The 22,742-nt window shown below is 68.9% G+C and carries 22 protein-coding genes and 1 pseudogene; 10 read left to right on the top strand and 13 right to left on the bottom strand.

Annotation, left to right across the window (positions count from 1 at the left end; translation table 11 throughout):
- Positions 1-122 precede the first annotated feature (122 nt).
- Complete coding sequence (locus ROP_RS11345; RefSeq protein ID WP_012689484.1) at positions 123-725, top strand: lipocalin family protein; 603 nt, start codon at positions 123-125, stop codon at positions 723-725.
- Here the strand turns inward: ROP_RS11345 and ROP_RS11340 are convergent.
- A complete protein-coding gene (locus ROP_RS11340) occupies positions 704-2,185 on the bottom strand; it encodes an SDR family oxidoreductase (protein WP_012689483.1) in 1,482 nt (493 codons plus the stop codon). The genes ROP_RS11345 and ROP_RS11340 overlap by 22 nt on opposite strands.
- A 59-nt stretch (positions 2,186-2,244) precedes the next feature.
- On the opposite strand from ROP_RS11340, the gene ROP_RS11335 reads away from it, so the two are divergent.
- The gene (locus ROP_RS11335) at positions 2,245-3,597 is read left to right on the top strand and encodes a TIGR01777 family oxidoreductase (RefSeq protein WP_012689482.1); all 1,353 of its coding nucleotides are present in this window, start codon (positions 2,245-2,247) and stop codon (positions 3,595-3,597) included.
- Here ROP_RS11335 and ROP_RS11330 read toward each other — a convergent pair.
- On the bottom strand, positions 3,578-3,946 hold the full coding sequence (locus ROP_RS11330; RefSeq protein ID WP_043824596.1) for an MmcQ/YjbR family DNA-binding protein: 369 nt from the start codon (positions 3,944-3,946) through the stop codon (positions 3,578-3,580). The genes ROP_RS11335 and ROP_RS11330 overlap by 20 nt on opposite strands.
- Before the next feature lie 78 nt (positions 3,947-4,024).
- The gene (locus ROP_RS11325; RefSeq protein WP_012689480.1) at positions 4,025-5,140 is read right to left on the bottom strand and encodes an acyl-CoA dehydrogenase family protein; all 1,116 of its coding nucleotides are present in this window, start codon (positions 5,138-5,140) and stop codon (positions 4,025-4,027) included.
- 169 nt (positions 5,141-5,309) lie between these two features.
- Between ROP_RS11325 and ROP_RS11320 the strand changes: the two genes are divergently transcribed.
- From ROP_RS11320 to ROP_RS11310, 3 genes are read left to right on the top strand one after another with little or no spacing between them, the layout of a single operon-like run.
- The gene (locus tag ROP_RS11320; RefSeq protein ID WP_012689479.1) at positions 5,310-6,542 is read left to right on the top strand and encodes an aminotransferase class I/II-fold pyridoxal phosphate-dependent enzyme; all 1,233 of its coding nucleotides are present in this window, start codon (positions 5,310-5,312) and stop codon (positions 6,540-6,542) included.
- Positions 6,542-8,113: an NAD-dependent epimerase/dehydratase family protein gene (locus ROP_RS11315; protein WP_012689478.1), complete on the top strand. Its 1,572-nt coding sequence runs from the start codon at positions 6,542-6,544 to the stop codon at positions 8,111-8,113. Before ROP_RS11320 ends, ROP_RS11315 begins: the two co-directional genes overlap by 1 nt.
- Positions 8,114-8,156: 43 nt before the next feature.
- Positions 8,157-8,576: a carboxymuconolactone decarboxylase family protein gene (locus ROP_RS11310; RefSeq protein WP_012689477.1), complete on the top strand. Its 420-nt coding sequence runs from the start codon at positions 8,157-8,159 to the stop codon at positions 8,574-8,576.
- Between the two features lie 10 nt (positions 8,577-8,586).
- On the opposite strand, the gene aztD is transcribed toward ROP_RS11310, so the two are convergent.
- From aztD to aztB, 4 genes are all read right to left on the bottom strand, one after another.
- Entirely contained in the window at positions 8,587-9,774 is a 1,188-nt protein-coding gene (gene aztD / locus ROP_RS11305) for a zinc metallochaperone AztD (RefSeq protein ID WP_012689476.1), read from the bottom strand.
- 76 nt (positions 9,775-9,850) lie between these two features.
- Complete coding sequence (gene aztC / locus ROP_RS11300; protein ID WP_043824594.1) at positions 9,851-10,762, bottom strand: zinc ABC transporter substrate-binding protein AztC; 912 nt, start codon at positions 10,760-10,762, stop codon at positions 9,851-9,853.
- A gap of 5 nt (positions 10,763-10,767) precedes the next feature.
- Positions 10,768-12,018 (bottom strand): hypothetical protein, encoded by a 1,251-nt coding sequence (locus tag ROP_RS11295; protein WP_012689474.1) that lies wholly within the window; start codon positions 12,016-12,018, stop codon positions 10,768-10,770.
- Between the two features lie 13 nt (positions 12,019-12,031).
- Complete coding sequence (gene aztB / locus ROP_RS11290; RefSeq protein ID WP_012689473.1) at positions 12,032-12,886, bottom strand: zinc ABC transporter permease AztB; 855 nt, start codon at positions 12,884-12,886, stop codon at positions 12,032-12,034.
- A gap of 18 nt (positions 12,887-12,904) precedes the next feature.
- Between aztB and aztA the strand changes: the two genes are divergently transcribed.
- Positions 12,905-13,540 carry a zinc ABC transporter ATP-binding protein AztA gene (gene aztA, locus ROP_RS11285; RefSeq protein WP_012689472.1) on the top strand — a complete coding sequence of 212 codons (636 nt, stop codon included), beginning with the start codon at positions 12,905-12,907 and terminating at the stop codon, positions 13,538-13,540.
- Here aztA and ROP_RS11280 read toward each other — a convergent pair.
- The 3 genes from ROP_RS11280 to ROP_RS11270 form a co-directional block, all read right to left on the bottom strand.
- On the bottom strand, positions 13,521-13,913 hold the full coding sequence (locus ROP_RS11280; RefSeq protein WP_012689471.1) for a VOC family protein: 393 nt from the start codon (positions 13,911-13,913) through the stop codon (positions 13,521-13,523). The genes aztA and ROP_RS11280 overlap by 20 nt on opposite strands.
- Positions 13,914-13,941: 28 nt before the next feature.
- Complete coding sequence (locus ROP_RS11275; RefSeq protein ID WP_012689470.1) at positions 13,942-14,415, bottom strand: VOC family protein; 474 nt, start codon at positions 14,413-14,415, stop codon at positions 13,942-13,944.
- A 92-nt stretch (positions 14,416-14,507) separates the two neighbouring features.
- The gene (locus tag ROP_RS11270) at positions 14,508-15,785 is read right to left on the bottom strand and encodes an MFS transporter (RefSeq protein ID WP_012689469.1); all 1,278 of its coding nucleotides are present in this window, start codon (positions 15,783-15,785) and stop codon (positions 14,508-14,510) included.
- Positions 15,786-16,064: 279 nt separating this feature from the next.
- Here ROP_RS11270 and ROP_RS11265 point away from each other — a divergent pair, with 279 nt between their 5' ends.
- From ROP_RS11265 to ROP_RS45225, 4 genes and pseudogenes are all read left to right on the top strand, one after another.
- On the top strand, positions 16,065-18,107 hold the full coding sequence (locus ROP_RS11265) for an acyltransferase family protein (RefSeq protein WP_012689468.1): 2,043 nt from the start codon (positions 16,065-16,067) through the stop codon (positions 18,105-18,107).
- A 16-nt stretch (positions 18,108-18,123) separates the two neighbouring features.
- On the top strand, positions 18,124-18,861 hold the full coding sequence (locus ROP_RS11260; protein WP_012689467.1) for an IclR family transcriptional regulator: 738 nt from the start codon (positions 18,124-18,126) through the stop codon (positions 18,859-18,861).
- Positions 18,862-18,952: 91 nt separating this feature from the next.
- Complete coding sequence (locus ROP_RS11255) at positions 18,953-20,131, top strand: 4-hydroxybenzoate 3-monooxygenase (RefSeq protein ID WP_012689466.1); 1,179 nt, start codon at positions 18,953-18,955, stop codon at positions 20,129-20,131.
- A gap of 133 nt (positions 20,132-20,264) precedes the next feature.
- Positions 20,265-20,630, top strand: a pseudogene (locus tag ROP_RS45225) (nucleotidyltransferase family protein); the annotation flags it as partial.
- Positions 20,631-20,659: 29 nt separating this feature from the next.
- Here ROP_RS45225 and ROP_RS44030 read toward each other — a convergent pair.
- The 3 genes from ROP_RS44030 to ROP_RS11240 are packed head-to-tail and all read right to left on the bottom strand — an operon-like array spanning position 20,660 to position 22,741.
- Positions 20,660-21,274, bottom strand: a complete 615-nt coding sequence (locus tag ROP_RS44030; RefSeq protein WP_012689464.1) for a TetR family transcriptional regulator — start codon at positions 21,272-21,274, stop codon at positions 20,660-20,662.
- Positions 21,275-21,284: 10 nt separating this feature from the next.
- A complete protein-coding gene (locus ROP_RS11245) occupies positions 21,285-22,550 on the bottom strand; it encodes an NAD(P)/FAD-dependent oxidoreductase (RefSeq protein WP_419789312.1) in 1,266 nt (421 codons plus the stop codon).
- 5 nt (positions 22,551-22,555) lie between these two features.
- Entirely contained in the window at positions 22,556-22,741 is a 186-nt protein-coding gene (locus tag ROP_RS11240; RefSeq protein WP_012689462.1) for a rubredoxin, read from the bottom strand.
- Position 22,742 lies beyond the last annotated feature (1 nt).

The following is a 22,742-nucleotide window of genomic DNA, read 5'->3' as shown; positions in this document are numbered from 1 at the left end:
ATCGACAGGCATTCGGAGCAGTCTCCGAAGCGGATGGGTCGGAAGATTTTCCGGGATCGACCCATCCGATCGGAGAGCGGTATCGAATGCCCTGAAAGGGCACGAACGAGTGAGGGGCAGAGATGACATTCTCCAAGGCACGTGGATTCGCCGTAGGACTGTTCGCCGCCGCCGCGGCCGTATTGCTGGCGGGAAGTCCGGCACAGGCTCAGCCCGGTGCGCTCGCACCCGTTCCGTCCCTCGACGTCCAGCGGTACCTGGGCACGTGGTATCAGTTGGCCGCTGTGCCACAGCCGTTCAACCTCGACTGTGCGCGGGACACGAGGGCGACGTACGGACTGCTCGACCCGTCGAATGTCAGCGTCGCCAACAGGTGCACCACGTGGGCGGGTGGGACGAACGGGATCATGGGCAATGCGCGCGTCAACGATCCGGTCACCAACGCGCAGCTCCACGTCAGTTTCCCGGACGTGCCGTTCCAGAGTGCGGCGGACGGTCCCACCAATTATGTGGTCACCTACATCGCCGACGACTATTCGTGGGCGCTGGTGGGTGACCCGGCACGGGTCTCGGGTTTCGTCCTCTCCCGCACCCCGGCGGTCGACGACGCGGGGTGGAAGCAGATCCGGCAGGTGGTGGAGTCGCGCGGCTACAACTCGTGTCTGTTGCTGACGTCCCCGACCACCGGTGGCAGAGAGGGGATTCAGCCGCTCTGCACGGTCTGACGGGCTGCCGAGCCGGTGATGTTCTCCATCATGCCTTTGAAGATGATTCCGTGGAACGGCAGGATCGAGTACCAGTACAGTCGGCCGGCCAGTCCTTTGGGGAAGAAGATCGCCCGCTGATCGAGCCGGGACCGGGCGGGATCCACACTGTGGACGGTCCATTCGAGCCACGCCCCGCCCGGCGCCCGCATCTCGGCGCGCAACCGCAGCAGTGATCCCCGGTCGATGCGTTCGACCCGCCAGAAGTCCAGGGGATCACCGGTGTTGAGCTGCTTGGCGTTCCGGCGTCCACGCGTGAGCCCGACCCCGCCGACGACGCGGTCGAGCCAGCCGCGCACCGACCAGGCGAGGGGGAACGAATACCAGCCGTTCTCGCCGCCGATGCTCTCGACGACGGTCCACAGCGTTGCGGCGTCGGCGTCGCAGTCCTTGGTGCGTTCGTCGGTGTAGACGACCTCACCCGCCCAGTCGGGATCGGACGGCAACGGATCGGAGGGGGCGCCGACAGGCGACGCGCTGGCCCACGTCGTCTCCACTTCGCCGTTGTCGATGCGCCGCAACGCCAATCGGACGGCGTCCCGGTAGCTGGTCAGGCCCGCCTTCGGCGGCGGGATCACGTCGTCGATGTCGTGTTCGCCGGCGACGGCGTCGTTGTGGAGCGATTCGATCAGCGCCCGCCCGAGCGAGCGGGGGATCGGGGTGACCAGACCGATCCACAGGCCTGCGAGTTTGGGGGTCAGCACCGGCAGGACGAGGATGCGGCGCTGACGCAGACCGGCGACCTCGGCGTACGTCTGCATCATCTCGCCGTAGCGGAGGACGTCGGGGCCGCCGATGTCGAACGTGCGGCTGTGCGGTAACGGCGCCTCGGCCGCGGCGACGAGGTAGTGCAATACGTCGCGGACCGCGATCGGCTGGATCTTGTTGTTGACCCACCGCGGGGTGGTCATGACCGGGAGCCGGTTGGTGAGGTGGCGGATCATCTCGAACGACGCCGAGCCGGAGCCGATGACGACCCCGGCCTGCAGAACCATTGTGGGGACACCGGAGTCGACGAGGATTCGTCCCACCTGGGTGCGGGAGCGCAGGTGCGGTGACAGATCCGCCGAATCGGGGTGCAGTCCGCCGAGGTAGACGATCCGGCCGACGCCGGCCGCGCGGGCCGCCGTGGCCACGTTCTCCGCGCTGATCCGTTCGGCCTTCTCGAACTCGTCCGACCCGCCCATCGAGTGCACGAGGTAGTAGACGACGTCCATGTCCGCGAATGCGGCAGAAAGGGATTCGGGGTCACTCAGATCGCCGCGCGCGATCTCGACGTCGGACGCCCACGGAACGTCGGTCAGTTTCTCCGGTGAACGCACCAACACCCGCACCCGGTGACCGGCTTCCGCGAGCCGGGGAGCGAGGCGTCCGCCGATGTATCCGGTGGCGCCGGTGACCAGTACCCGTAACTGCGTCATTCCCACACGCTACCCGTCGTTGTCGCCGCCTCGCGGCCTGTCGCGGCTAAGGTCGGGTCATGGGCATCGTGCATTCGAGCGTGGTCGAGGCCTCGCGGGACGAGTTGTTCGCCTGGCACACGAGGGCCGGGGCCTTCACCCGGCTCTCCCCGCCGTGGCAGCCGCTCAGTCTCGCGAAGGAATCCGAGTCTCTGGAATCGGGTCGCGCCGAACTGCGCCTGCCCGGCGGCCTGACGTGGATCGCGCAGCACGACGCGAAGGAATACGACCCCCCGCACCGGTTCGTCGACTATTCGGCCGCCCTGCCGCTGCGCCTGCTGGTGCCGTGGCGGCACACGCACACGTTCGACGTCGTGTCCGAGGGCCGGACCCGGGTGACGGATCGGGTCGACACCATCGTGCCCGGTCAGTTCCTCCGGTCGACGTTCGTCTACCGGCACCGCCAACTCGCCGACGATCTGGACCGTCACCACTGGGCGTCCACGCTCCTGCCCGGTCCCCTCACGATCGCGGTGACGGGGAGTTCGGGGCTCGTCGGCTCCGCCCTGACCGCGTTCCTGAGCACGGGCGGGCACCGGGTGATCCGTCTCGTGCGCCGCGCTCCGAGCACCCCCGACGAGCGGCGCTGGAACCCGGATGCACCTGCCGCGGATCTGCTCGACGGCGTCGACGCGGTGATCCACCTGGCGGGCGCGTCCATCGCGGGCCGGTTCACCGACGGTCATCGCCGGGCGATCCGGGACAGTCGCATCGAACCCACCCGGCGGCTCGCGGAGGTCGCTGCCGCGTCCGGGCAGGGCCCGAAGACGTTCGTCAGCGCGTCGGCGATCGGGTACTACGGGCCCGACCGCGGAGACGAGGTGCTGCACGAGCAGGATGCGCGGGGCGACGGCTTCCTCGCCGACGTCGTCGCGGACTGGGAGGACGCGGCGAAGCCGGCAGCGGACGCCGGACTGCGGGTGGTTCACGTCCGCACGGGGATCGTCCAGTCCCCGAGCGGCGGTGTGCTGCGCCTGCAGCGGCCGCTGTTCGAAGTCGGACTCGGGGGCCGCCTGGGCGCCGGAACCCAATGGCTGTCGTGGATCGACATCGATGATCTGATCGACGTGTATCACCGCGCCGTCGTCGACTCGGAGTTGAGCGGCCCGGTCAACGCGGTGGCGCCGAACCCGGTGCGGAACGAGGAATACACCGCCGTGCTGGCGACGGTGCTGCACCGCCCGGCCTTCCTCCCGGTGCCTGACTTCGGCCCGAAGTTGCTGCTCGGGGAACAGGGAGCACGTGAACTCGCGCTGGCCGATCAGCGGGTCACCCCCGGCAAGCTCGCGGGCCGCGGTCACCGGTTCCGGCGACCCGACCTCGACACGGCGCTGCGCCACCAACTCGGCCGGTTCAAGACGGACGAGGGGTAGCGCGGCCCGCGTCGTACGCGGCCACGACCCGCTTCGGGGCGGTGAGCCGCCACGCCTCCTCGACGAGTTCGGCCAGTTCCTCGGAGTCGACACGGTCCAGGACGACGTCGATCCAGCCCCACCGTCCGAAGAACGGTGCGACCAGGAATACGTCGGGATCTTCCTGCAGCAGCGCGGCCTGCGTTTCCTTCGTCGCCTTGAGGCACACGGTGGGGGCGCCGTAGCCGACGAGGCCGAACATCTTCTTGCGCACCCGGAACGTCGGCTGGTCGCCCCAGTTGGCGATCACCACCTCGTGCGCCTCCGGCAATGCCAGCATCATCGCGCGAACGTCGTGTTCGGTGGGCATCACAAGCTCCTGGGCCGGCGGACGGTGGTTCGCAGACCTTTATAGTCCCGATCACCGACGGCCCGGACCGCGGCACGGTCAGACGAAGGCGAACTCGTCCCCCGCGTGGAACTTGGCGAGCGATTCGGACACCGAACGGCGTGACGGCGGGTGGAAGGCGAATGCGTGGACTGCGGCGGCGAGGTAGCCGATGTCGGAGGACTTGATGAACGCCATCCCGCCGAGCGATTCGACGGCCGCCGAGGACGCGCGGACCAGTGCGTCGCGTATCGCGATGCGTGAGAAGAGGAGTCGGACCGAGATGTCCTGTCCGCGTTCGCCCTCGTCCACCGCGCGGGCGATGTTCTCGATCGCGCCCATGGAGTTCTCGATGTCGGCGGCGGCGCGCACGTAACCCTCGTAGTCGTCCTTGCCCGCGGCGAGCAGTCGTTCGAGCAGCGCGCTCGCCGCACCCAGGTAGTTGGCGGTGACGAGCATCCCGAACCACAGGTATCCGGTCATCTCGTGTTGCCCGTCCGGATCGTCGGCGCCGTTGAGCAGGACGAGGTCGGCCGGTACCTCCACGTTCTCGAGGTGCACCTCGTCGCTTTCGGCGCCGGCGATGATCCAGCTCTCCCAGAACGGCCGCACGGAGATGCCCGGTGTGTTGGCGGGGATCAGGGCGATCGCTCGCTCGCCGGTGTCGACCTCGACACTCGCGGTGAGCAGGTCCATCGACCCCGACAGACTGCACGGCTTCTTGCTGCCGTTGACGATGTAGCTCGAGCCTTTCTTCGTGGCGGTCATCGTGGGTATGAACACGCTGCCGCCGGTGACGCCCTCGGAGAAGCCCGAGGCGACGACGGCGCGTTGCTCCACGAGACTCGTGATCAGGGCGCGGTCGTCGTCCGTGGCCTCCTGCGCGAATTCGTTGAGGGTGGCGAGCGACAGGTGGTGCATCGTGGTGGCGGCACCGAGCGAGGGCGATCGGCTGCCGATGGCCCGCTGGACCCGCACGGAATCCAGCGCGGAGGCGCCCAGCCCGCCGGATTCCTTCGGGATGGTCAGAGCGGTACCTCCCGCTTCGCGGAAGCGTCCGATCGCCCCGCTGTCTCTGCCTTCCAGGGTGAGCAGTGGCGTCTCGTCCAGGTAGGCGGCGAGGTCGGGCAGGTAGGACGTCAGCGCTGCGTGTTCGCGGGCCATCAATGCGGTCATGACACTCCTCGACTGTGTTCGCGGAAATTCCGGATTCCCAGGGATATCCACAGTCATATTCGGAGCGAGGTGTGGTCGTGGTTTGGTCGGTGTCACCAAACCGCATCGGCCACCGCTCCGAATCAACGGAGTAATCCCGATCATGCACAACCACGAGGAGTTGGTATCGATGGCTGCGAACAGATTGATCGAGAGACTGGGTGGCGACGACCGGGTGGATCTACTCCGCGCAGTGCGCGAGTCCGACGTGAGTCCGTATTTCCGGGTGATGGAGTCCGCCACCGCACCCGTCGTTCAGGTGGAAGGCGAAGACCGGATCATGCTCGGTTCCAACAACTATCTCGGCCTCGCCGACCATCCCGCCATTCGCCGAGGAGCGCAGGACGCCCTCGACACGTTCGGCGGCGCGATCACCGGAAGCCGGCTCCTGAACGGCACCATGGACCTGCACCTCGACCTCGAGGCGGAGATCGCCGAATGGCACGGCACCGAGGACGCGATGGTCTTCACCACCGGCTACCAAACGAATCTCGGCACCATCAGCGCGGTTGTCGGCGCGGGCGACGTCGTCGCCGTCGACGCCGCCGCCCACGCGTCGATTCGCGACGGCTGTGCGCTGTCCGGTGCCACGGTCCGCAAGTTCCGTCACAACGACGTCGCCGACCTGGAGACCATTCTCGGCGAAACGGCCGACGGCGACGGCGCCTTGCTGGTGATCGTGGACGGGTTGTATTCGATGGAGGGTGATCTCGCCCCACTCGGCGCCGTCTCCGAACTCTGCCACCGGTACGGCGCGGCGCTGATGGTGGACGAGGCGCACAGCCTCGGCATCTTCGGAGAGCAGAGGACCGGCGCCGCCGAACTGCTCGGCATCGACGGCCACACCGACATCCGGATGGCGTCGCTGTCCAAGAGTCCCAGCTCCACAGGAGGTTTCATCGCGGGGTCCCGCGATCTCCTCGACTCGTTGCGGGTGAACGCCCGCGCCTTCCTCTTCACGACGTCCGGCGTTCCCGCCGCAGTGGGAGCGTCCCTCGCCGCGGTCCGGCTGATCCGCAGCGAGGAGGGCGAACAGCGCGCGCGGCGGGCGCTGGACAACGCAGCCGTTCTCCGTACCGGACTGGCGGACAACGGGCTCGACGTGGGCGCGCTGTCGCCGCTTCCCGGCGGCGGTGAGACGGTGACGCCCATCGTGTCCGTCCATGTCGGCGACGACCTGGAGGCGATGGGCCTGTGGCGCACCCTGTTCGACCGGGGCGTGTTCACCAGTGCCGCAATCTATCCCGCCGTCCCGCGGTCGGGTGCGATGCTCCGGCTGTGCGTCATGGCCACCCACACCGACGCCCAGTTGCGGCGGGCGGTGGACGTGATCTCCGAGACCGTCACGGAAGCCGCGGCCTGATGAAGGTGGCGGTCACCGGGGCGACGAGCGACTTCGGCGCCGCGATCCTGCCCGTCCTGCTGGCCGATCCGGACATCGACACGGTGATCGGGCTCGGCAGGCGGGAATTGTCCCTCGAACATCCGAAACTCGAGGCGGTTCGGATGGACATCCGCGACCCGGGCATCGAGGACGTGTTCCGCGGTTGCGAGGCCGTCGTTCACCTGGCGTTCGTGGTGGAGGAGATTCGGGACAAGGCGGTCACCCACGACATCAACCTGAGGGGTTCCCGCAACGTCGTCGACTCCGCCTACCGGGCCGGGGTGCTCCGCGTCGTGATCGCGTCGAGCATCAACGCGTACGGCCCGGAGCTTCGCCCGAAGCCGGTGAACGAAGACGTCTTTCCCGCAGGAGATCCCGACCGGTACTACTTCCACGACAAGGCGGAGGTCGAGCATTACGCCGAGTGGTGGCTGCGACGCCACCCGGGGGAGATGGCGATAGCGATGCTGCGCCCCGCCTACATCATCGGACCCGACTTCTCCAACGACGGGATCGACCAGCTCACCGGCCCGATCGGCGCGTTCCCGCGCGCCGACGAGGCCGCGTATCAGTTCCTGCACCAGCGGGACATGGCCGACGCGTTCCACCGCGCCGTGAAGCAGGATCTGATGGGACCGTTCAACCTCGGTCCGAAGGACTGGGTGGGTGTCCGCGAACTCGCGGCGATGCAGGGACAGCGGATGTTCGACGTGCCGGAACGACCGGCAGTCGTGGCCGCGAATGTTCTGTTCCGGCTCGGGCTCACCGCGTTCTCCGGTCAGTGGGTGACCGCGGGCGAGACCGTCGTCGATTCGACGCGGCTCGCCGAGGCGACGGGCTGGGCGCCGTCGCTGACGGCCCGCGAGTCGGCGGCCGTCATGATCCTGCTGCAGGGGAAACCCTTGTTGCGCAGAGAGGATGCCCTGGAACGCCGCATCGCCTGCGAGGCGGCGCTGGAGCCGGCGTCGGAATTCGTCGGCGTCGACGGCCGCGGGCTCGAACACGTCCAGATTCCCGCGGCGACCGGAGCCGTGCACGCCGAGATCCACGCCGCGCGGCCGGGTGGCGCCGCCACCGTGGGATCGGGTGGCGCCGCCACCGTGGGATCGGGTGGCGCCGCCACCGTGGTGCTGCCCGCACCGCCCGGACTCCACGCGCGGTATCTCACGCCCCTCGCCGCGGAGTTGGCGGAGAACGGCATCGACGTCGTCGTCGTGGACCTCCCCGGGCACGGGCTGAGCACCGGCAAGCGTGGTCTCGCGACGGCGGCCGGGGTGCACGACGCCCTGGCGGTCGCCCTCGGCTACGCACGGATCCGGTTCGGCGGTACTCCGCTCGTGGTCCGGGTGGGCGACGGCACCGCGCCCGTGTCACGGCCGGGACGGTGGCGGTCGTGGGCCGCCGGGTCGCGGACCCGCGTGACCGTCAACCCCGCCGACGGACTGCTCCCGCGCAGACTGCGGTACGAGGGCGGGCTCGGGCATCTTCCGCACGCGCACTCCGCCCGCGACGTCCTCGCGCTCGTACGCACCGGTCGGGTCGCCTCGTAGAGTTGTCGCCGAGAGGTCGGAGGCAGCGAACAGGAGTTTGACCATGAGCAGTGAAGTACCCGGCACACGGAGCCCAGCCGTCGAGGCGGGACTGACGGTGCGGCGCGAGGTGATGGGTCCCGACTTCGTCGAGCGGGCACTGACCCGGACGGCGGGGACCGACAGCGAGCAGTTGCAGGAATTCGTCACCGAGCACGTCTGGGACGCCGTGTGGAACCGGCCGGGACTGGACCGGCGCAGCCGCAGCCTCCTCAACCTCGGCATGCTCATCGCGCTGCGGGCGCATGGTGAGCTGAAGGGCCACGTGCGGGGTGCGCTGCGGAACGGTCTGACTCGCACCGAGATCGTCGAAGCGGTGATCCACGCGAGCGCCTACTGCGGTGCTCCCGCCGGACTGTCGGCGATGGCGGTGGTGCAGGAGGCGCTCGACGCGGAACTGGGACCGCTCGAATCCCAGGACTGACGGCCCGGGCTCAGCCCGTCACGCCGGTGATCTCGTTCGGAGTCTCCGGCAGGTCGGCCTGCCCGGACACGGCCCACGTGTCGAGGTCGATCGTGTGGATCCTCTTGTTCGCGGGATCGGTGACGTAGGCCGTGTGGTCCTGCACGAACAGCGCGGGACGCGGCGACTGCCACTGGTCCGGCTCGGTCCACGGGTCGAGGACGTCCACGGTCCGGCTCACGGTCTTGGTGTTCGGGTCGATCACGTGCAGGGCGCCGTCGGTGCCGAGGACGAGCGCCTCACCGTGCGGGGCGCGTCCGAGCGACCGGAACGTGTAGCTGGTACCGAGATCGACGAGGGTGAGCTGCCCCGTCGCGGTGTCGGTGAGGGAAACCCGTTCGGGACGTTCGAGTTCGGCGTCGGGGTCGGTCTTGTAGTCGCCCAGCAGGATCGGGGAGTTCTCGTCGCCCGCCTGGTTGCCGATGCGCCCGTACGGGTCGGGGCTCGTCACCTTCGTGATGACGCCGTCCCGGTAGATCAGCAGGCCGTTCTGGCATCCCACGACCACCGTCTCGTCGGCGGCCACGGCCTCCCCGTGCACGCCGGGGCAGTCCTCGTTGCGTGCGATCTCCTTGCGGTCGCGGTCGAGCACGACGATGCCGGTGCGCTCGTCCTCGTTGCCGACCGTGGTGAGCAGGCTGCCGTCGGAGAGTTCGACGGCCACACCGTGATGCGCCTCCGGGGTCGTGAACTCGGTGGTCTCCGGGGTGCCGCCGGACAGTCCGGCGGGGTCGAACACGCGCACCTGGCCGGTGCCGTCGTCGAACAGCACGGTCTTGCCGTCGTGCCGGACCACGTGCCCGGGTGTCTTCGCTTCGAACGCGACGTCGGTGAGTGCGGGTGCGGCGCTGTAGTGGCTGCCGCCGTCGGTCCAGGTTCCGGTGTCGAGTGCGGTGAAGCTGTTGCCGGTGCTGATCAGCACGTGCCGGCCGTCGCCCGCGGGATTGAGGCGGGTGAAGCCGTCCACCTCCGCCGAGCCGACCACGTCGAGGCTCTGCGCGTCGAGGACGAGCACCCCGCCGTCGTAGCTCAGTGCCAGGCGCGGTGTGGCGGCTTCGGTGGTGGCTGCTTCGGCCGCGCCGGAGTCGGTGGAGCAGGACGAGAGGAGTGCCGCCGAGAGTGCCACGGCGGCAACGGCGGTCGGTCGGGGTCTACGCATGAGGGTCACCCATGAGAAGTACCCCGTTTTGCAAACGGTTGTCAAAGTCGTAAGTGTGCATGTGGCGATGCATCGGCTACGTCAGCCCCTGCGCGATCGCCACGGAATTCGAATCCATCATCTCGATGTACGTGCCCGCGCCCGAGCCTTCCTCACCCAGCGATTCCGTGAACAGGGAGACGACGTCGACAGGAACCCGTGCCTCCGACGCCAGCACCTGGGCGAGCCGATCGGGTTGGGAGGAGTCGACGAAGATCGCAGGCACCCTCGCCGCCGTGACGGTCGCGGCAAGGTCCGACAGGTCCGACGCGCTGGGCGATGCCAGCGTCGTTCCACTGGGAATCACAGCCCCGATCGTGTCGAAGTCGAAACGGTCTGCCAGATACCCGAACACGTGATGGTTGGTCACCAGCTTGCGCCGATCGGGCGGGACGGTCGCGAATCGGTCCGTCATCCGGGCGGTGAGTTCCTCGAGTTCCCGGGCGTAGCTGTCGGCGTTCGCGCGGACGGCATCGTCGTCGATCTCCGGCACGTGTTCGAGCACCGCATCGCGGATCAGCGCGACCGCGTCCCGCATGCGATCAGGATCGGTCCACACGTGCGGGTCCATGGTGCCCGAGGACTTTCCGGAGCGATACTCGATCGGCCGCACGGCCTCGCCGACCTGCAGGATCGGGACGCCCTCCGAACGGGCGGTGTCGACGGTCTTGCCGATTCCCTCCTCGAGGCCGAGTCCGTTCGCCACGAGGAGGTCGGCGCGTTCCACGCGCGCGGCGTCCGAGGCGGAAATCTCGAACGAATGGGGATCGGCGCCCCTCGGCATCAGCACCGTCACGTCGGCCCGGTCGCCGACGACGTTCTGCACCACGTCACCCAGAATGTTCGTGGTCACCACGACGACGGGCCCGTCGGACGAGCCCGGGGTGCACGCGGTCAGCGGCAGTGCCGCGAGTGCGGTCAGGAGGGTCAGCGACAGCAGGCGCCGCATCCTCGTCACAGCCCGACCACGCCGAGGGTGGACGCGGACACTCCGACGTCGAGGGTGCGCGCGACCCGGGCGTTGTCCCGGAAGTCGATCTCGGCCACCGTCTTCGACGCGGGATCCGACACATAGGCGCGGGTGCCGCCGACGGCGATCGCCGGCGGGGGCGCGGACTCGTCGTTCGTGTCGTAGGGGCTTGCCAGCACGCGGGACGAGGCGGTCTCGGCCCCGGATGTTGCGTCGTACACGCGGAAGGTGCCGTCGGCGAGGACGGCGAACACCGAGCGTCCGTCGCCCGCGAGCGCGACGTCCAGCGCTCGATCCGCGGTCCGGACGTGTGTCCACCCGCGGGTGCGCGCATCGAAGACCAGCAGTCCGTCGTTGGTGGCGGCCGGTCCCGCGGTGGCGACGGTGAGCGGCAGGCCGTCGTGTCCGCGGAGCGCGGTGGGACGGGTGGCGGCACCGATGCCCGCGGGGTACGCAATCTTGTCCGACGTCCAGGTGTCGTCGGCGGTGGTCGCGAGGAACAGTCCGTCCTCGCACGCGGCCAGCGCGTGGGTGTCGGACACAGCCGCGCCGTTCAGGTTCGGACAGGCGGGGTCGAAGCTCTGCTGAACTGCACTGTCTGCGGCGTGGAGTTCGAGCGGGCCGGCCGAGCGCGAGACCACGAATCCGTCGGCGATCGGCAGGGCGGCACCGTGGTGCGGGGCGTCGGCCCGGACCACCGTGTCCACGTCGATGCTGTCCTTGCGGAGCGCGGCGAAGTCGACCACGCGGGCGACGCCGTCGCCGTCGAAGAACGTCGCGACCTTGTCGTCGCCCTCGATCACGCGCCCGGGGCCCGTGCCCTCGAGAACGCCGAGTTCGACCGGATCCTTGGTGTACGAGTGGGTGTGGTCGCCGTGGTCGATGGTCCAGGTGCCGACGTCCACGACGTGCACGGCGCCACCGGCAGCGTCGACGGCGAACGCGTAGCGACCCTTCACCGTCGTCACGCGTGCCGGGTTGCCGAACTCGAACGAATGGAGGGTCTCGGCGGTCGCGAGGTCGAGCACGTTCACGCGGCCGGAGTCGGCGTCCGACACGACGAGCCGGGGTTCGGGCCCCTCCACCTCGGTGGATCCGGCCTCGGCGGCGAGGTCGCTACCCGGTTGGCTCCGGCCGCCGGGGGAGGCGGGCTCCTCCGGTGGGGACGCGCAGGCGCCGACGGTCAGTGCGGCGACCGCGGCAATCGCTGCGCGGGTGAGGGTGGTAGTCGGCATTCGGGCTCTCCATCTATCGAACGGGTATCGGAGTGGGTGACACGGCGGGGCGGAGTCGTCGTGAAGCCGACCGGGTGACGGCCGCGACGAAGAATTGGAGGACGGCGAGCCCGGCGATCGTGGCGCCCGCGGCGGTGTCCGCGTTCCACGACACGATCAGTCCCGCGAACGTCGCGGACCAGCCGAGGAGGACGGCAATGGCCATCGTGGCGCCGATCGACCTGCCGAACAGCGCCGCGGTGGCCGACGGCGCGACGAGGAGTCCGAACACGAGCAGGGTGCCGACGATGCGGAACGACGCGACCACCGCGAGCACCACGAGCGCGAGCAGGGCGAGGTGCGCCCACCGCGGCCGCAGACCCAGGGTGTGGGCCTTGCGTTCGTCGAAGACGAGGGCGACGAACGGGCGGTACGCGATCACCGAGACGATCCCGGCGACGGCGGCCGCCGCGGCGAGCCAGATCAGGTCGCCTGCTGTCGCGGACAGCACGTCACCGAACAGGAAGGCGGTGAGATCGACCGCGAACGACCGTGCGCGCGAGACGATCACGACACCCAGCGCGAGCATGCCGACGAACAGCAGGCCGATCCCGGTGTCCTCGGACAGTCGCGAGTTCTTCGACACCCACGCGACGCCGAGGATCATGACGACCGCGCTGGCGGCCGCGCCGACGAGGAGATTGGCGCCCGCGAGATAGGCGACGGCCACGCCGGGCAGCATGCCGTGCGAGATGGCCTCGCTCATGAACGCCATGCCCCGCAACACGACCCAGGTGCCGACGAGTCCGCAGAGGACGGACACCAGCATGCCCGCGAACAGGGCGCGCTGGACGAAGGACACCGTCAGGGGGTCGAGTAGCCATTCCACTCTGCTAATCTAACGATAATGATTGTCGTAAGCGAAATCGCGGTCCGTTATGGTTCGACCCGGGCGTTGGACGGTGTGAGTGTGTGCCTCACGCCGGGCACCGTCACGGCCGTCGTGGGGCACAACGGTTCGGGGAAGTCGACGCTCCTGCAGTGCCTCGCCGGCATCGCGCGTGTCACGTCGGGGCGGATCGACGGCACGGGTGGGCTGCGCACGGCGTATGTGCCGCAACGAAATGCGGTGAGCGAACAGCTACCGCTGACCGTGCGTGAGGTGGTGGCCATGGGGGCCTGGCAACGGCGCGGACTGTGGCGGCGGCTCACCCCCGGCGACCGCGACGCCGTCGACGGGGCGCTGAACAGGCTGGGGCTCGCGGATCTCGGCGCGCGGCGGATCGGCGCGCTGTCGGGTGGGCAGCGTCAACGTGCCCTGCTCGCGCAGGCGCTCGTGCAGCGCGGCGACCTGCTGCTCCTCGACGAGCCCACGACCGGGCTGGACGCGCACGCCCGCACGGTGATCGGCGACGTCGTCGCCGAAGAGGCCGCGCGGGGTGCCACCGTCGTCGTGGCTACGCACGTATCTCGCGACGCCGACCGCGCCGACCAGGTGCTGGCCCTGGCCGCCGGGGCGGCGCTCAGCCCACTTCGACGATGACGAGTTTGTTGCCGTCCGGATCGCGGAAGTAGAACATCGGCGGCACGTAGTCGCCCATCCGCAGGACCTCCGCATCCACGTCGACGCCGTTCGCGGACAGGGTCGCATGGTCGGCGTCGGCGTCCGAGGTGGTGAGCCGGATACCGGTCTCGACGCCCACCGGGGCACCGTCGCGGGTCGGCACGAGCGCGATCGACGTGGCCGAACCCGGCGGCGCCACCTCGACCCAGCGCTGGCCGGGGCTGAACTCCGCATCCATACGACGCTCGAAACCGAGTGCGCCCACGTAGAATTCGAGTGCCCGATCCTGATCGGTCACGGGAACCGCCACCGTGTGCACCCCGTTGATGTGGGTCTTGTCTGCTCCGGTCATGCCGTCCACACCTCCCCGTCGGCAGGCGTCACGCCTGCTCGGCTGCCTTCTCGAGTGCGGCGACGTCGAGTTTCCGCATCTTCAACATCGCCTGCATGGCACGCTGCGCCTTCGCGTCGTCGGGGTCGCGCATGAGTTCGTACAGCCGCTCCGGGACCACCTGCCAGGACACCCCGAAACGGTCCTTGACCCAACCGCATTGGCTTTCCTCGCCGCCGTCGGTGAAGGCGTCCCAGTACCGGTCCACTTCCTCCTGATCCGCACACAGGATCTCGAAGGAGATGGCCTCGTCGAACGTGAACTGCGGGCCGCCGTTGAGCGCGATGAACGGTTGTCCGTTGATCTCGAAGGACACGGTCAGCACCTGTCCCTCCGGGCCGGGAGTGTTCGGACCGTAGTGGGTGACCTCGGTGATCCGCGAGTTCGGGAACAGGGACGTGTAGAACCTCGCGGCCTCTTCGCCCTGGGTGTCGAACCAGAGACAGGGGGTGATGGGTTTCATGGCGCAGTTCCTCTCGCAGGTCGCTCGTCGGTTCATCCTCGCCGATATAGACCGCGCCTGCGCCCGAAACTCATCGGACCGCCCTCAGGAGTTCAGCGCACCGTCCGGGTGGACGAGATGGCGATTGCTCCGAGCAGCCCGACCAGGGCGAATGCGTAGAACCCCCAGGGCACGGCGTAGCCGGCGCCCAGCAGGACGCCGCCGAGGATGGGGCCGCAGATCGCGCCGACCCGGCCGACCCCGGCCGACCAGCCGAGGGCGGTCGCGCGGATCTGCGGCGGGTGGTTGGCACTCGTGAACGCGTAGACGAGAACCTGTGCGCTGAACACGAAGCAGCCGGCGAGGAACACCAGGGCGTAGATGCCGAACGACACCTTGACGCTGAGCAGGGCGAGGAACACCGCCGCGCCCGCGAACCAGATGATGGCCGCGGTGCGCGGACCGATCTTGTTGGCGACGCCGCCGGCGATGAGCAGTCCGACCACCGCACCGGCGTTGAGGATCAGCAGGAACGTCAGCGACGCGCCGAGGTCGTAGCCGGCCTCGCGCATGATCGTCGGCAGCCAGGTGTTGAGGCCGTAGACGAGCAGCAGTCCCATGAACGACGTGACCCAGATGGCGATGCTGTTGCGCAGGAACGGGCGCGAGAACAGGGCACGCACCGGGTTGGCCGCGGTCGCGACGTGTGCGTCTTCGGCGGGCGCGGATTCCAGTTCCAGGCCGTACTGCTTCGCGACGGCCTCGGCCTCGGCGCGCTTGCCGTGCGCCAGCAGATACGAGGGCGACTCGGGGAGGTAGCGCAGCATCAGCGGAATCAGGATCACGGCGGGCAGGGCGCCGACGACGAACATCGAACGCCAGCCGAACGGTTCGATCAGGACGATCGCCAGCGCCGCCGTCGCGACCGCACCCACGTGGTACCCGGTCATCAGCAGCGTCGATGCGGAGCCGCCGCCCTGCTTCTTCGAGAATTCGTTGACCAGGGCCAGTGCTGTCGGCAGTGCGCCGCCGAGTCCGACTCCCGCGAGGAAACGGAACAGCCCGAACAGGAACGGGTTGGGTGCGACCGCGCAGAGGAGCGTGAGGAGCGAGAACGCGGCGACGGCGTACAGCAGGGCGCGCCGGCGTCCGATCACGTCGGTGAGCGTGCCGATGACCAGGGCGCCGATGGTCATGCCGACCAGGCCGAACGTCGAGATGAATGTGATCGTCCCCGTCGACAGATTCCAGTCGCCGTATTCGCGGAGCGAGGGGATGACGGCACCGAGGACAACCAGGTCGAAGCCGTCGAGCAGCACGGCCACCCAGCAGAGGGGCGCGACCCAGAGGGCGGTGGAGGCGCGGGCGGCGCTTCGTTGGGAAGTGGTCATGATGTCCTCGACTCGAGCGGTGTTCGCGATGCGAACCCTGGTTCTATAAGCGCACTCATTGTGTGGCGCGCCATAGTTGCGTGTCAAACATCGGCTGTTCCACACAGGGGCGGTCTGCGTGTCCTGGGCGTCCGCCCAATGTCACACCGGTGCCGTCCGAGTAGACCGATGCGACATTCGGCGCCGCTCGGGTTGGTCAAGGCTTGGTAAACCCCGTGTGGATAATCGACCGGGTACCGAGTCGATGAGCCAGGACGGACTGTGAGAACCAACCCTCAGGTGGCTACGAGCCGTCCGCGTCACGCTGCCGTGCCGCCGTCGAGCGGCTACCGGTACGACCTCGACGGGCTGCGCGGGATCGCGATCGCGCTGGTCGTCGTCTATCACGTGTGGTTCGGACGGGTGTCCGGCGGCGTCGACATCTTGCTGGTGCTCTCCGGCTTCTTCTTCACCGGCATGCTCTTGCGACGCGTGGGCGCGAACTCCGGTCCGTCGGTCCCGGCCGTCCTGCGGCGCACCGCCCGGCGTCTGCTGCCCGCACTGGTGGTGGTGTCGGCCGCGACCGCGGTCGCGGCCGTGATCCAGCGACCGTTCACACAGTGGTCCGGGATCGCCGATCAACTCCTCGCGTCGCTGCTGTACGCGCAGAACTGGCAGCTGGCCCGGACGGCGTCCGACTACGCCGCCGCCGACGCCTCGGTCAGCCCGCTGCAACACCTGTGGTCGATGTCCGTGCAGGGGCAGTTCTACGTCCTCGCGCTCGCCGTGGTCGCGGGTGTGGCCTGGGCGTGCCGGCGCCGGATCGGTCTCGTGCGACCCGTGCTGGGCGGCGTGCTCGGCGCGGGGTTCCTGGTGTCGTTCGGCTATGCCGCGGCGCTGTCCGAGGACCGGCAGTCGTGGGCGTACTTCGACACGTTCGCGCGACTGTGGGAACTGCTCGCGGGTGCGCTGCTCGCGCTCGTCGTGCACCGAGTCGACCTGCCGCGTGGGTGGCGGGTGGTTCTCGCGGTGTCGGGATTCGCCGTGGTCCTCGGGTGCGGGTTCCTGATCGACGGCGCCGCGCTGTTCCCCGGCCCGGCCGCCCTGATCCCGGTCGGTGCGGCGGTGGCGCTGATCCTCGCCGGAACCGGCCCGTCCGATCAGCCGGGGGTCGTGACGATGCTGGCGTCCCGGCCGTTCGTCGAACTCGGTGGCCTGGCCTATTCGCTGTACCTGTGGCACTGGCCGATCCTCATCTTCTACCTCGCGTGGCGGGAGCGGCCCGCGGTCGGAGCGCTCGGCGGGCTCGCGGTCATCCTCGTGTCGCTGGTGCTGGCCTGGCTCACGCAGCGGCTGATCGAATCGCGGTTCCAGGGCGGGGCGCGTCCGGGACGCGCGCTCACCGCTCTGGTCGCGGTCCTCGGCGTCGCCGTCGTCGGCTCGGCGTCCGGGTGGCACGCGTACCTCGTCCGCAACCCCGAGACGACCGCCCGGGTCGGCGAGCTGGACCCGTGGCTGTACCCCGGTGCGGCGTCGCTGACGGACGGTCTGTTCGCGCCGCGCGCGGACATGCGGCCCACCCTGCTCGAGGCGTCCGGCGACCTGCCGCAGCCGACCCTCGACGGCTGCATCTCCGATCTGAGCACCCGCGACGTCGTCACCTGCGTGTACGGCGACGCGTCCGCGGACCGGACGATCGCGGTCGTGGGCAGCTCCCACGCCGAGCACTGGGTGCCGGCGCTCGACCGCATCGGACAGCAGCGCGGTGTCCGCGTCGAGACGTACCTGAAGATGGGGTGCCCGCTCACGGTCGCGGACGTCCCGCTGCTCGCCGGCGAGCCGTATCCCGATTGCGGCGACTGGTCCCGCGACGTCCTGGACCGCCTGCGTGATCACCGACCGGACTGGGTGTTCTCGACGTCGACGCGACCCAACGAGGAGGGGGCCGGTGACGTCACCCCCGACGACTACGTGGGCCTGTGGGAGCGGCTCGCCGATTTCGGGCTCCCGTTCCTCGGCATCCGCGACACCCCGTGGCTGCACCACGACGGGGTGCCGTATTCGGCCGTCGACTGTCTGGCCGACGGCGGCGACGCCGACAGTTGCGGACTGCCACGCGACGAAGTCCTCGCCCCGGACAATCCGACGGTCGAGGCGGCCCGCGACCTGCCGTCGGTACATCCGCTCGACCTCACCGACGCCGTGTGCGACGTGGCGATCTGCCGTGCGGTGCAAGGGAACATCCTCGTCTACCACGATTCGCATCACCTCTCGGCGACGTACGTCCGGAGCCTCGTCCCGGAACTGGACCGGCAGATCGGCGTGGCCACCCGCTGGTGGTGACCGGGATACTGGCGGCATGCCCGAAGACGACCGCAGCATGCTGGGACGTGCCTTCCTGGTGCTGGGGTCGTTCACGTCGGAGCGGCCGCGTCTGTCGCAGTCGGAGCTGAGCCGCCGCACCGGGCTGCCGCTGCCCACCGTCCACCGGTTGTGCCGCCAGCTGGTCGGCAACGGCGCGCTCGAACGCGTCGACGACGGGCAGTACGAGATCGGGGTGCGACTGTGGGAGTTGGGTGCGCTCGCGCCCCGCGCCCACGGACTGCGGCAGGTGGCGTTGCCGTACCTCGAGGACCTGTACGAGGCGACGCGCGAGAACGTCCAGCTCGTGGTCCGGGAGGATCTGGAGGCGCTCTACCTCGAGCGGTTGTCGGCGCGCGGTGCCGTCACCGTCGTCGGCAGGGCCGGTGGCCGGCTACCGCTGCACGCGTCGAGCGGCGGCCTCGTGCTGCTGGCGTTCGGGGGCAAGGACCTGCTCGACGACGTACTTGCCGCGGGCCTCGAACGCTTCACCCCGTCGACCATCACCACCGAACATCGCCTGCGCAGCACCCTCGACGACATCCGCCGGACCGGGTGGGTCACGTGCCGCGAACACCTCAACGTCGGAACCCTCGCCGTGGCCGCACCCGTGTCGCGGACCACGGGGGAGGTGGTGGCGGCGGTGTCCGTCGTCGTTCCGGCGGACAAGGATCCCGCGCCCCTGATCCCGGCTGTCCGGGCGGCGGCGCGAGGCATCTCCCGCGGCGTCGCCTAGCTTGTCTTTCACTCAGTGAAAGTGGGGGTGTTGCCGGCCGCTTCTGCGCAGCACAGTGACTGGTGTCACGAACTACGCGAGGAGTCTGCTCATGAACACACCGGTCGGGATCGTCGGCGGGGGTCCCGCAGGACTGATGCTGTCCCATCTCCTGCACCTGAAGGGCATCGATTCCGTCGTGCTCGAAAGCCGCACCCGCGAGGAGGTGGAAGGCACCATCCGCGCCGGTGTGCTGGAGCAGAACACCGTCGACCTGATGGTCGACACCGGACTCGGCGACCGCATCAAGCGTGAGGGACTCACCCACCACGGCATCGAACTCCGGTTCGGCGGCCGCGGCCACCGCATCGACTTCGACGAACTGACGAACGGCCGCGCCGTCACCGTCTACCCGCAGCACGAAGTCCTCAAGGACCTCATCGCCCGGCGCCTCGAGGACGGCGGCGACATCCGCTTCGGCGTCTCCGACGTACAGGTCCTGGGCCACACGTCCGACACCCCGAAGATCACGTACGTCGACGCCGACGGAAACGAACAGACGCTCACCTGCGCGCTCGTCGCCGGCTGCGACGGGTCGCGAACCTCCACCCGCGGACTCATCCCCGAGACCACCGTGCGCACCGACCACTTCCGCCAGTACCCGTTCGCCTGGTTCGGCATCCTCGCCGAGGCCCCGCCGTCGTCCGAGGAACTGATCTACGCCAACCACCCGCGCGGCTTCGCCCTCATCAGCACCCGCACCCCCGACGTCCAGCGGCACTACCTGCAGGTCGATCCGGACGACTCCGTCGACAACTGGTCCGACGACCGCATCTGGTCGGAACTGCACGCCCGCGTCGACGGCGAAGGCGCGGAGATCAAGGACGGCAAGATCTTCCAGAAGTCGATCCTGCAGTTCCGCAGCTTCGTGTGCGAACCCATGCAGCACGGCAACCTCTTCCTCGCCGGCGACGCCGCCCACACCGTGCCGCCCACCGGCGCCAAGGGCATGAACCTCGCGATCGCCGACGTCTACTTCCTGTCCGAGGCGATGGGCGAATTCTTCGCCACCCGCAGCCGGGCCGGACTCGAGGGCTACACCGACAGCGTCCTCCCACGCGTGTGGCGGACCCAGCACTTCTCCTGGTGGATGTCCTCGATGCTGCACCGCCTCCCCGACGACACCGGATTCGGCCACAAGCGGCAGGTCGCCGAACTCGACATGGTCACCCGCTCCGTCGCCGGCCGCACCCTCATCGCGGAGAACTATGTCGGCACCCCTTTGCGCTGACGCGCCCGTGAGTACTTATTAACGTCGGGCGGTTAATAAGTACTCACGAGGGGTGGAGCCCCCGAACACGCAAATCCTCTTGCTGCTGAAGCCAATCGGTGCGCTCGGGAGGTGGGACGGAGGAACGTGGTCAATGCGAACGGCACATCAGTTCGAATCGAATGTACGTCGAGTGCGATGTAGATGTCGTCACACTCGCGCGGATGAAAGGTACCGTGAAAGCGAGCGTCGGCAGCGGAAGGACGTCGACATGGCTGCACCTACGCCCCACAGCGAACGGCTGCGAGCGGTCCTGACCGCACATCGCGACGAAGTGCGACGGGTCTTCACGAAGTACGGTGCATTCGATGTCCAGTTGTTCGGGTCGGTCGCCCGAGGCGACGCGGGGGCTGACAGTGATATCGATTTGTTGGTCAGTATCGATGCTCCGGACTACGAGCAGGTTGTGTCGATGCTGGGCCTGGCCGACGAACTGTCCGAATTGCTGGGGACAAAGGTGGACGTCGTTGCACCTTCTTTAATAAGTACTCACGGGCGCCGAAGGCGCAAAAACGGCGCGAAGAGCCGGGCCGTGTTCGCCGACGCGGTCGCGGTGTCTTCCGGTGGGTTGGCGATGAAACTCAACGCAAGCCGGACGATGGCGTGCGCGAGGATGTCCGCGTCTTCGGGGGAGGCGTTCACCCACGACCGCTGCAATGTCTCGGCGAGCCGTTCGGCCGCGGGGCGGATGATGATGTCGCTGTCCGTGGTGATCAAGCGCAGCAGGTCCTCGGGCGCCTGCCCCTGGTGCAGCGACAGCACCAGGGGATCGGCGCCGCTGAGTTCGAAGAACGTCGCATAGCCTTGCCGCAGAGCGGTTGTCACGTCGCCAGGGTTGTCGTACAACGCGGACTCGATGACGGTGACGAGGCTGTCGGTCAGCCGAAGGGCGTATCCCTCCGCCAGGCCGCGCCGCGACCGGAACTCCTTGTAGATCGTCTGCCTGCTCATGCCGGCGGCGACCGCGACGTCGGTCATGGTGATCGTCGGCCACGGACGTTCGAGGAGCAGTTCCCGCAGCGCATCGAGGGTCGTCTCCCGCATCAGCGACGTCGCGGCGAGCCGGTACCGGCTCTGACGCTCGGCGCGGTCGTGTGCGGACATGACGTCGATGCTAGCGGGCGGGCGTTACCAACCCTTTCCGCTCGCCGGCGGGCACGTCTGTGAGCGCGACCGACTCGTCAGCCAACGCGGTGCGGTCGACCGTCCCGCCTTGGGCGATCATCGTGCGCACGGTCCGGAGGTCTTTCGGACGGCCCACGGCGATGGCTCCGACCGGTGTGTTGTCGCGTACCGCGATCGCCGTGAAATCGCGATCCGCGATCGAACCGCGGACCACGTAGTCGTCGTCGAAGCGGGTTGCGCCGGCGAACTGCACGGTGTGGCCGTACTGCGTGGACCACCCCCACGGGACGTCCTTGAACGGTACGGGATTGCCGAGGATGGAGTGCGCGGCGGCAATCCCTTGTGCCTGAGCGCCGTTCCAGTGCTCGGAGCGATACCGTTCGCCGTTACGCGCCCCGGGAATGTCGGCGGCGTCGCCGGCGGCGAAGACGCCGTCGGCCGACGTGCGAAAATGCCCGTCGACGGTGATGCCGTTGTCGACGCGCAGTCCCGCCGCGACGGCAAGTGTCACCTCGGGGACGGTGCCGACCGAGACGAGGACGGTCCCGGCACTCCAGGTGCGGCCATCGGCCGCCGTGGCCACGGCGGATCCGTCGCCGCTCATATGGAGCGACACGAGCGCGACGTTCGTGCAGACGTCGACGTCGTTGTCGGAATGCAGTGCGGCGATCATCGTCGAGACGTCCGGGGGCACGATGCGACTGAGGAGCGACGGATCCCGTTCGAGAACGGTGACCTCCGCGCCCAGCGACCGTGCCGTCGCGGCGACCTCACACCCGATCAAGCCCCCACCGATCACGAGGAGGGAACCGGTCCGCTGAATCGACGCCCGAAGCGGATCGGCATCGGCCATCGAGCGCAGTGTGAAGACGTCCGCACCGGAGACGCCGTCGAGTCGGCGGGCGCGGCCGCCGGTCGCGAGCAGCAGAGCACTGAAATGCAGTGTTTCCCCGGAGGACAACGTCAGCGTCTTCTGTCGTGCGTCGAGTTCGACTGCCGTTGCACCGGCGATCAATTCGATGTCCTGCTCGTCCCAGAACGAGTCCGGCTTCAGCGCAGCCTTCTCCGCGGCGATGGCACCGGACAGGAGGTCTTTCGACACCGTCGGGCGGCGATACGGCGGCGAGGGTTCGTCGCCGATCAGGACGACGCGCCCGCGGAAACCTTCCGAGCGGAGCGTCTGCGCGGCGCTCGCCCCCGCGATGCCCGACCCGACGATCACGACCGTCGACAGTGCGGTGGACGGATTCGGCACGGTACTCACGCCCGGCTGACCTCGACCATGTCGAAATCGGCCTTGGCTGCCCCGCAGTCGGGGCACGACCAGTCGTCGGGAATGTCGTCCCACCTGGTGCCCGGCTCGATGCCGTCCTCCGGCCAGCCTTCGGCCTCGTCGTACTCGAATCCGCATTGGGCACAGCGGAAAAGCTTGAAATCGGTACTCATG

This window comes from Rhodococcus opacus B4 (genome assembly GCF_000010805.1).
Taxonomy (GTDB): domain Bacteria; phylum Actinomycetota; class Actinomycetes; order Mycobacteriales; family Mycobacteriaceae; genus Rhodococcus_F; species Rhodococcus_F opacus_C.
This window is presented reverse-complemented; position numbering and strand designations above follow the sequence as displayed.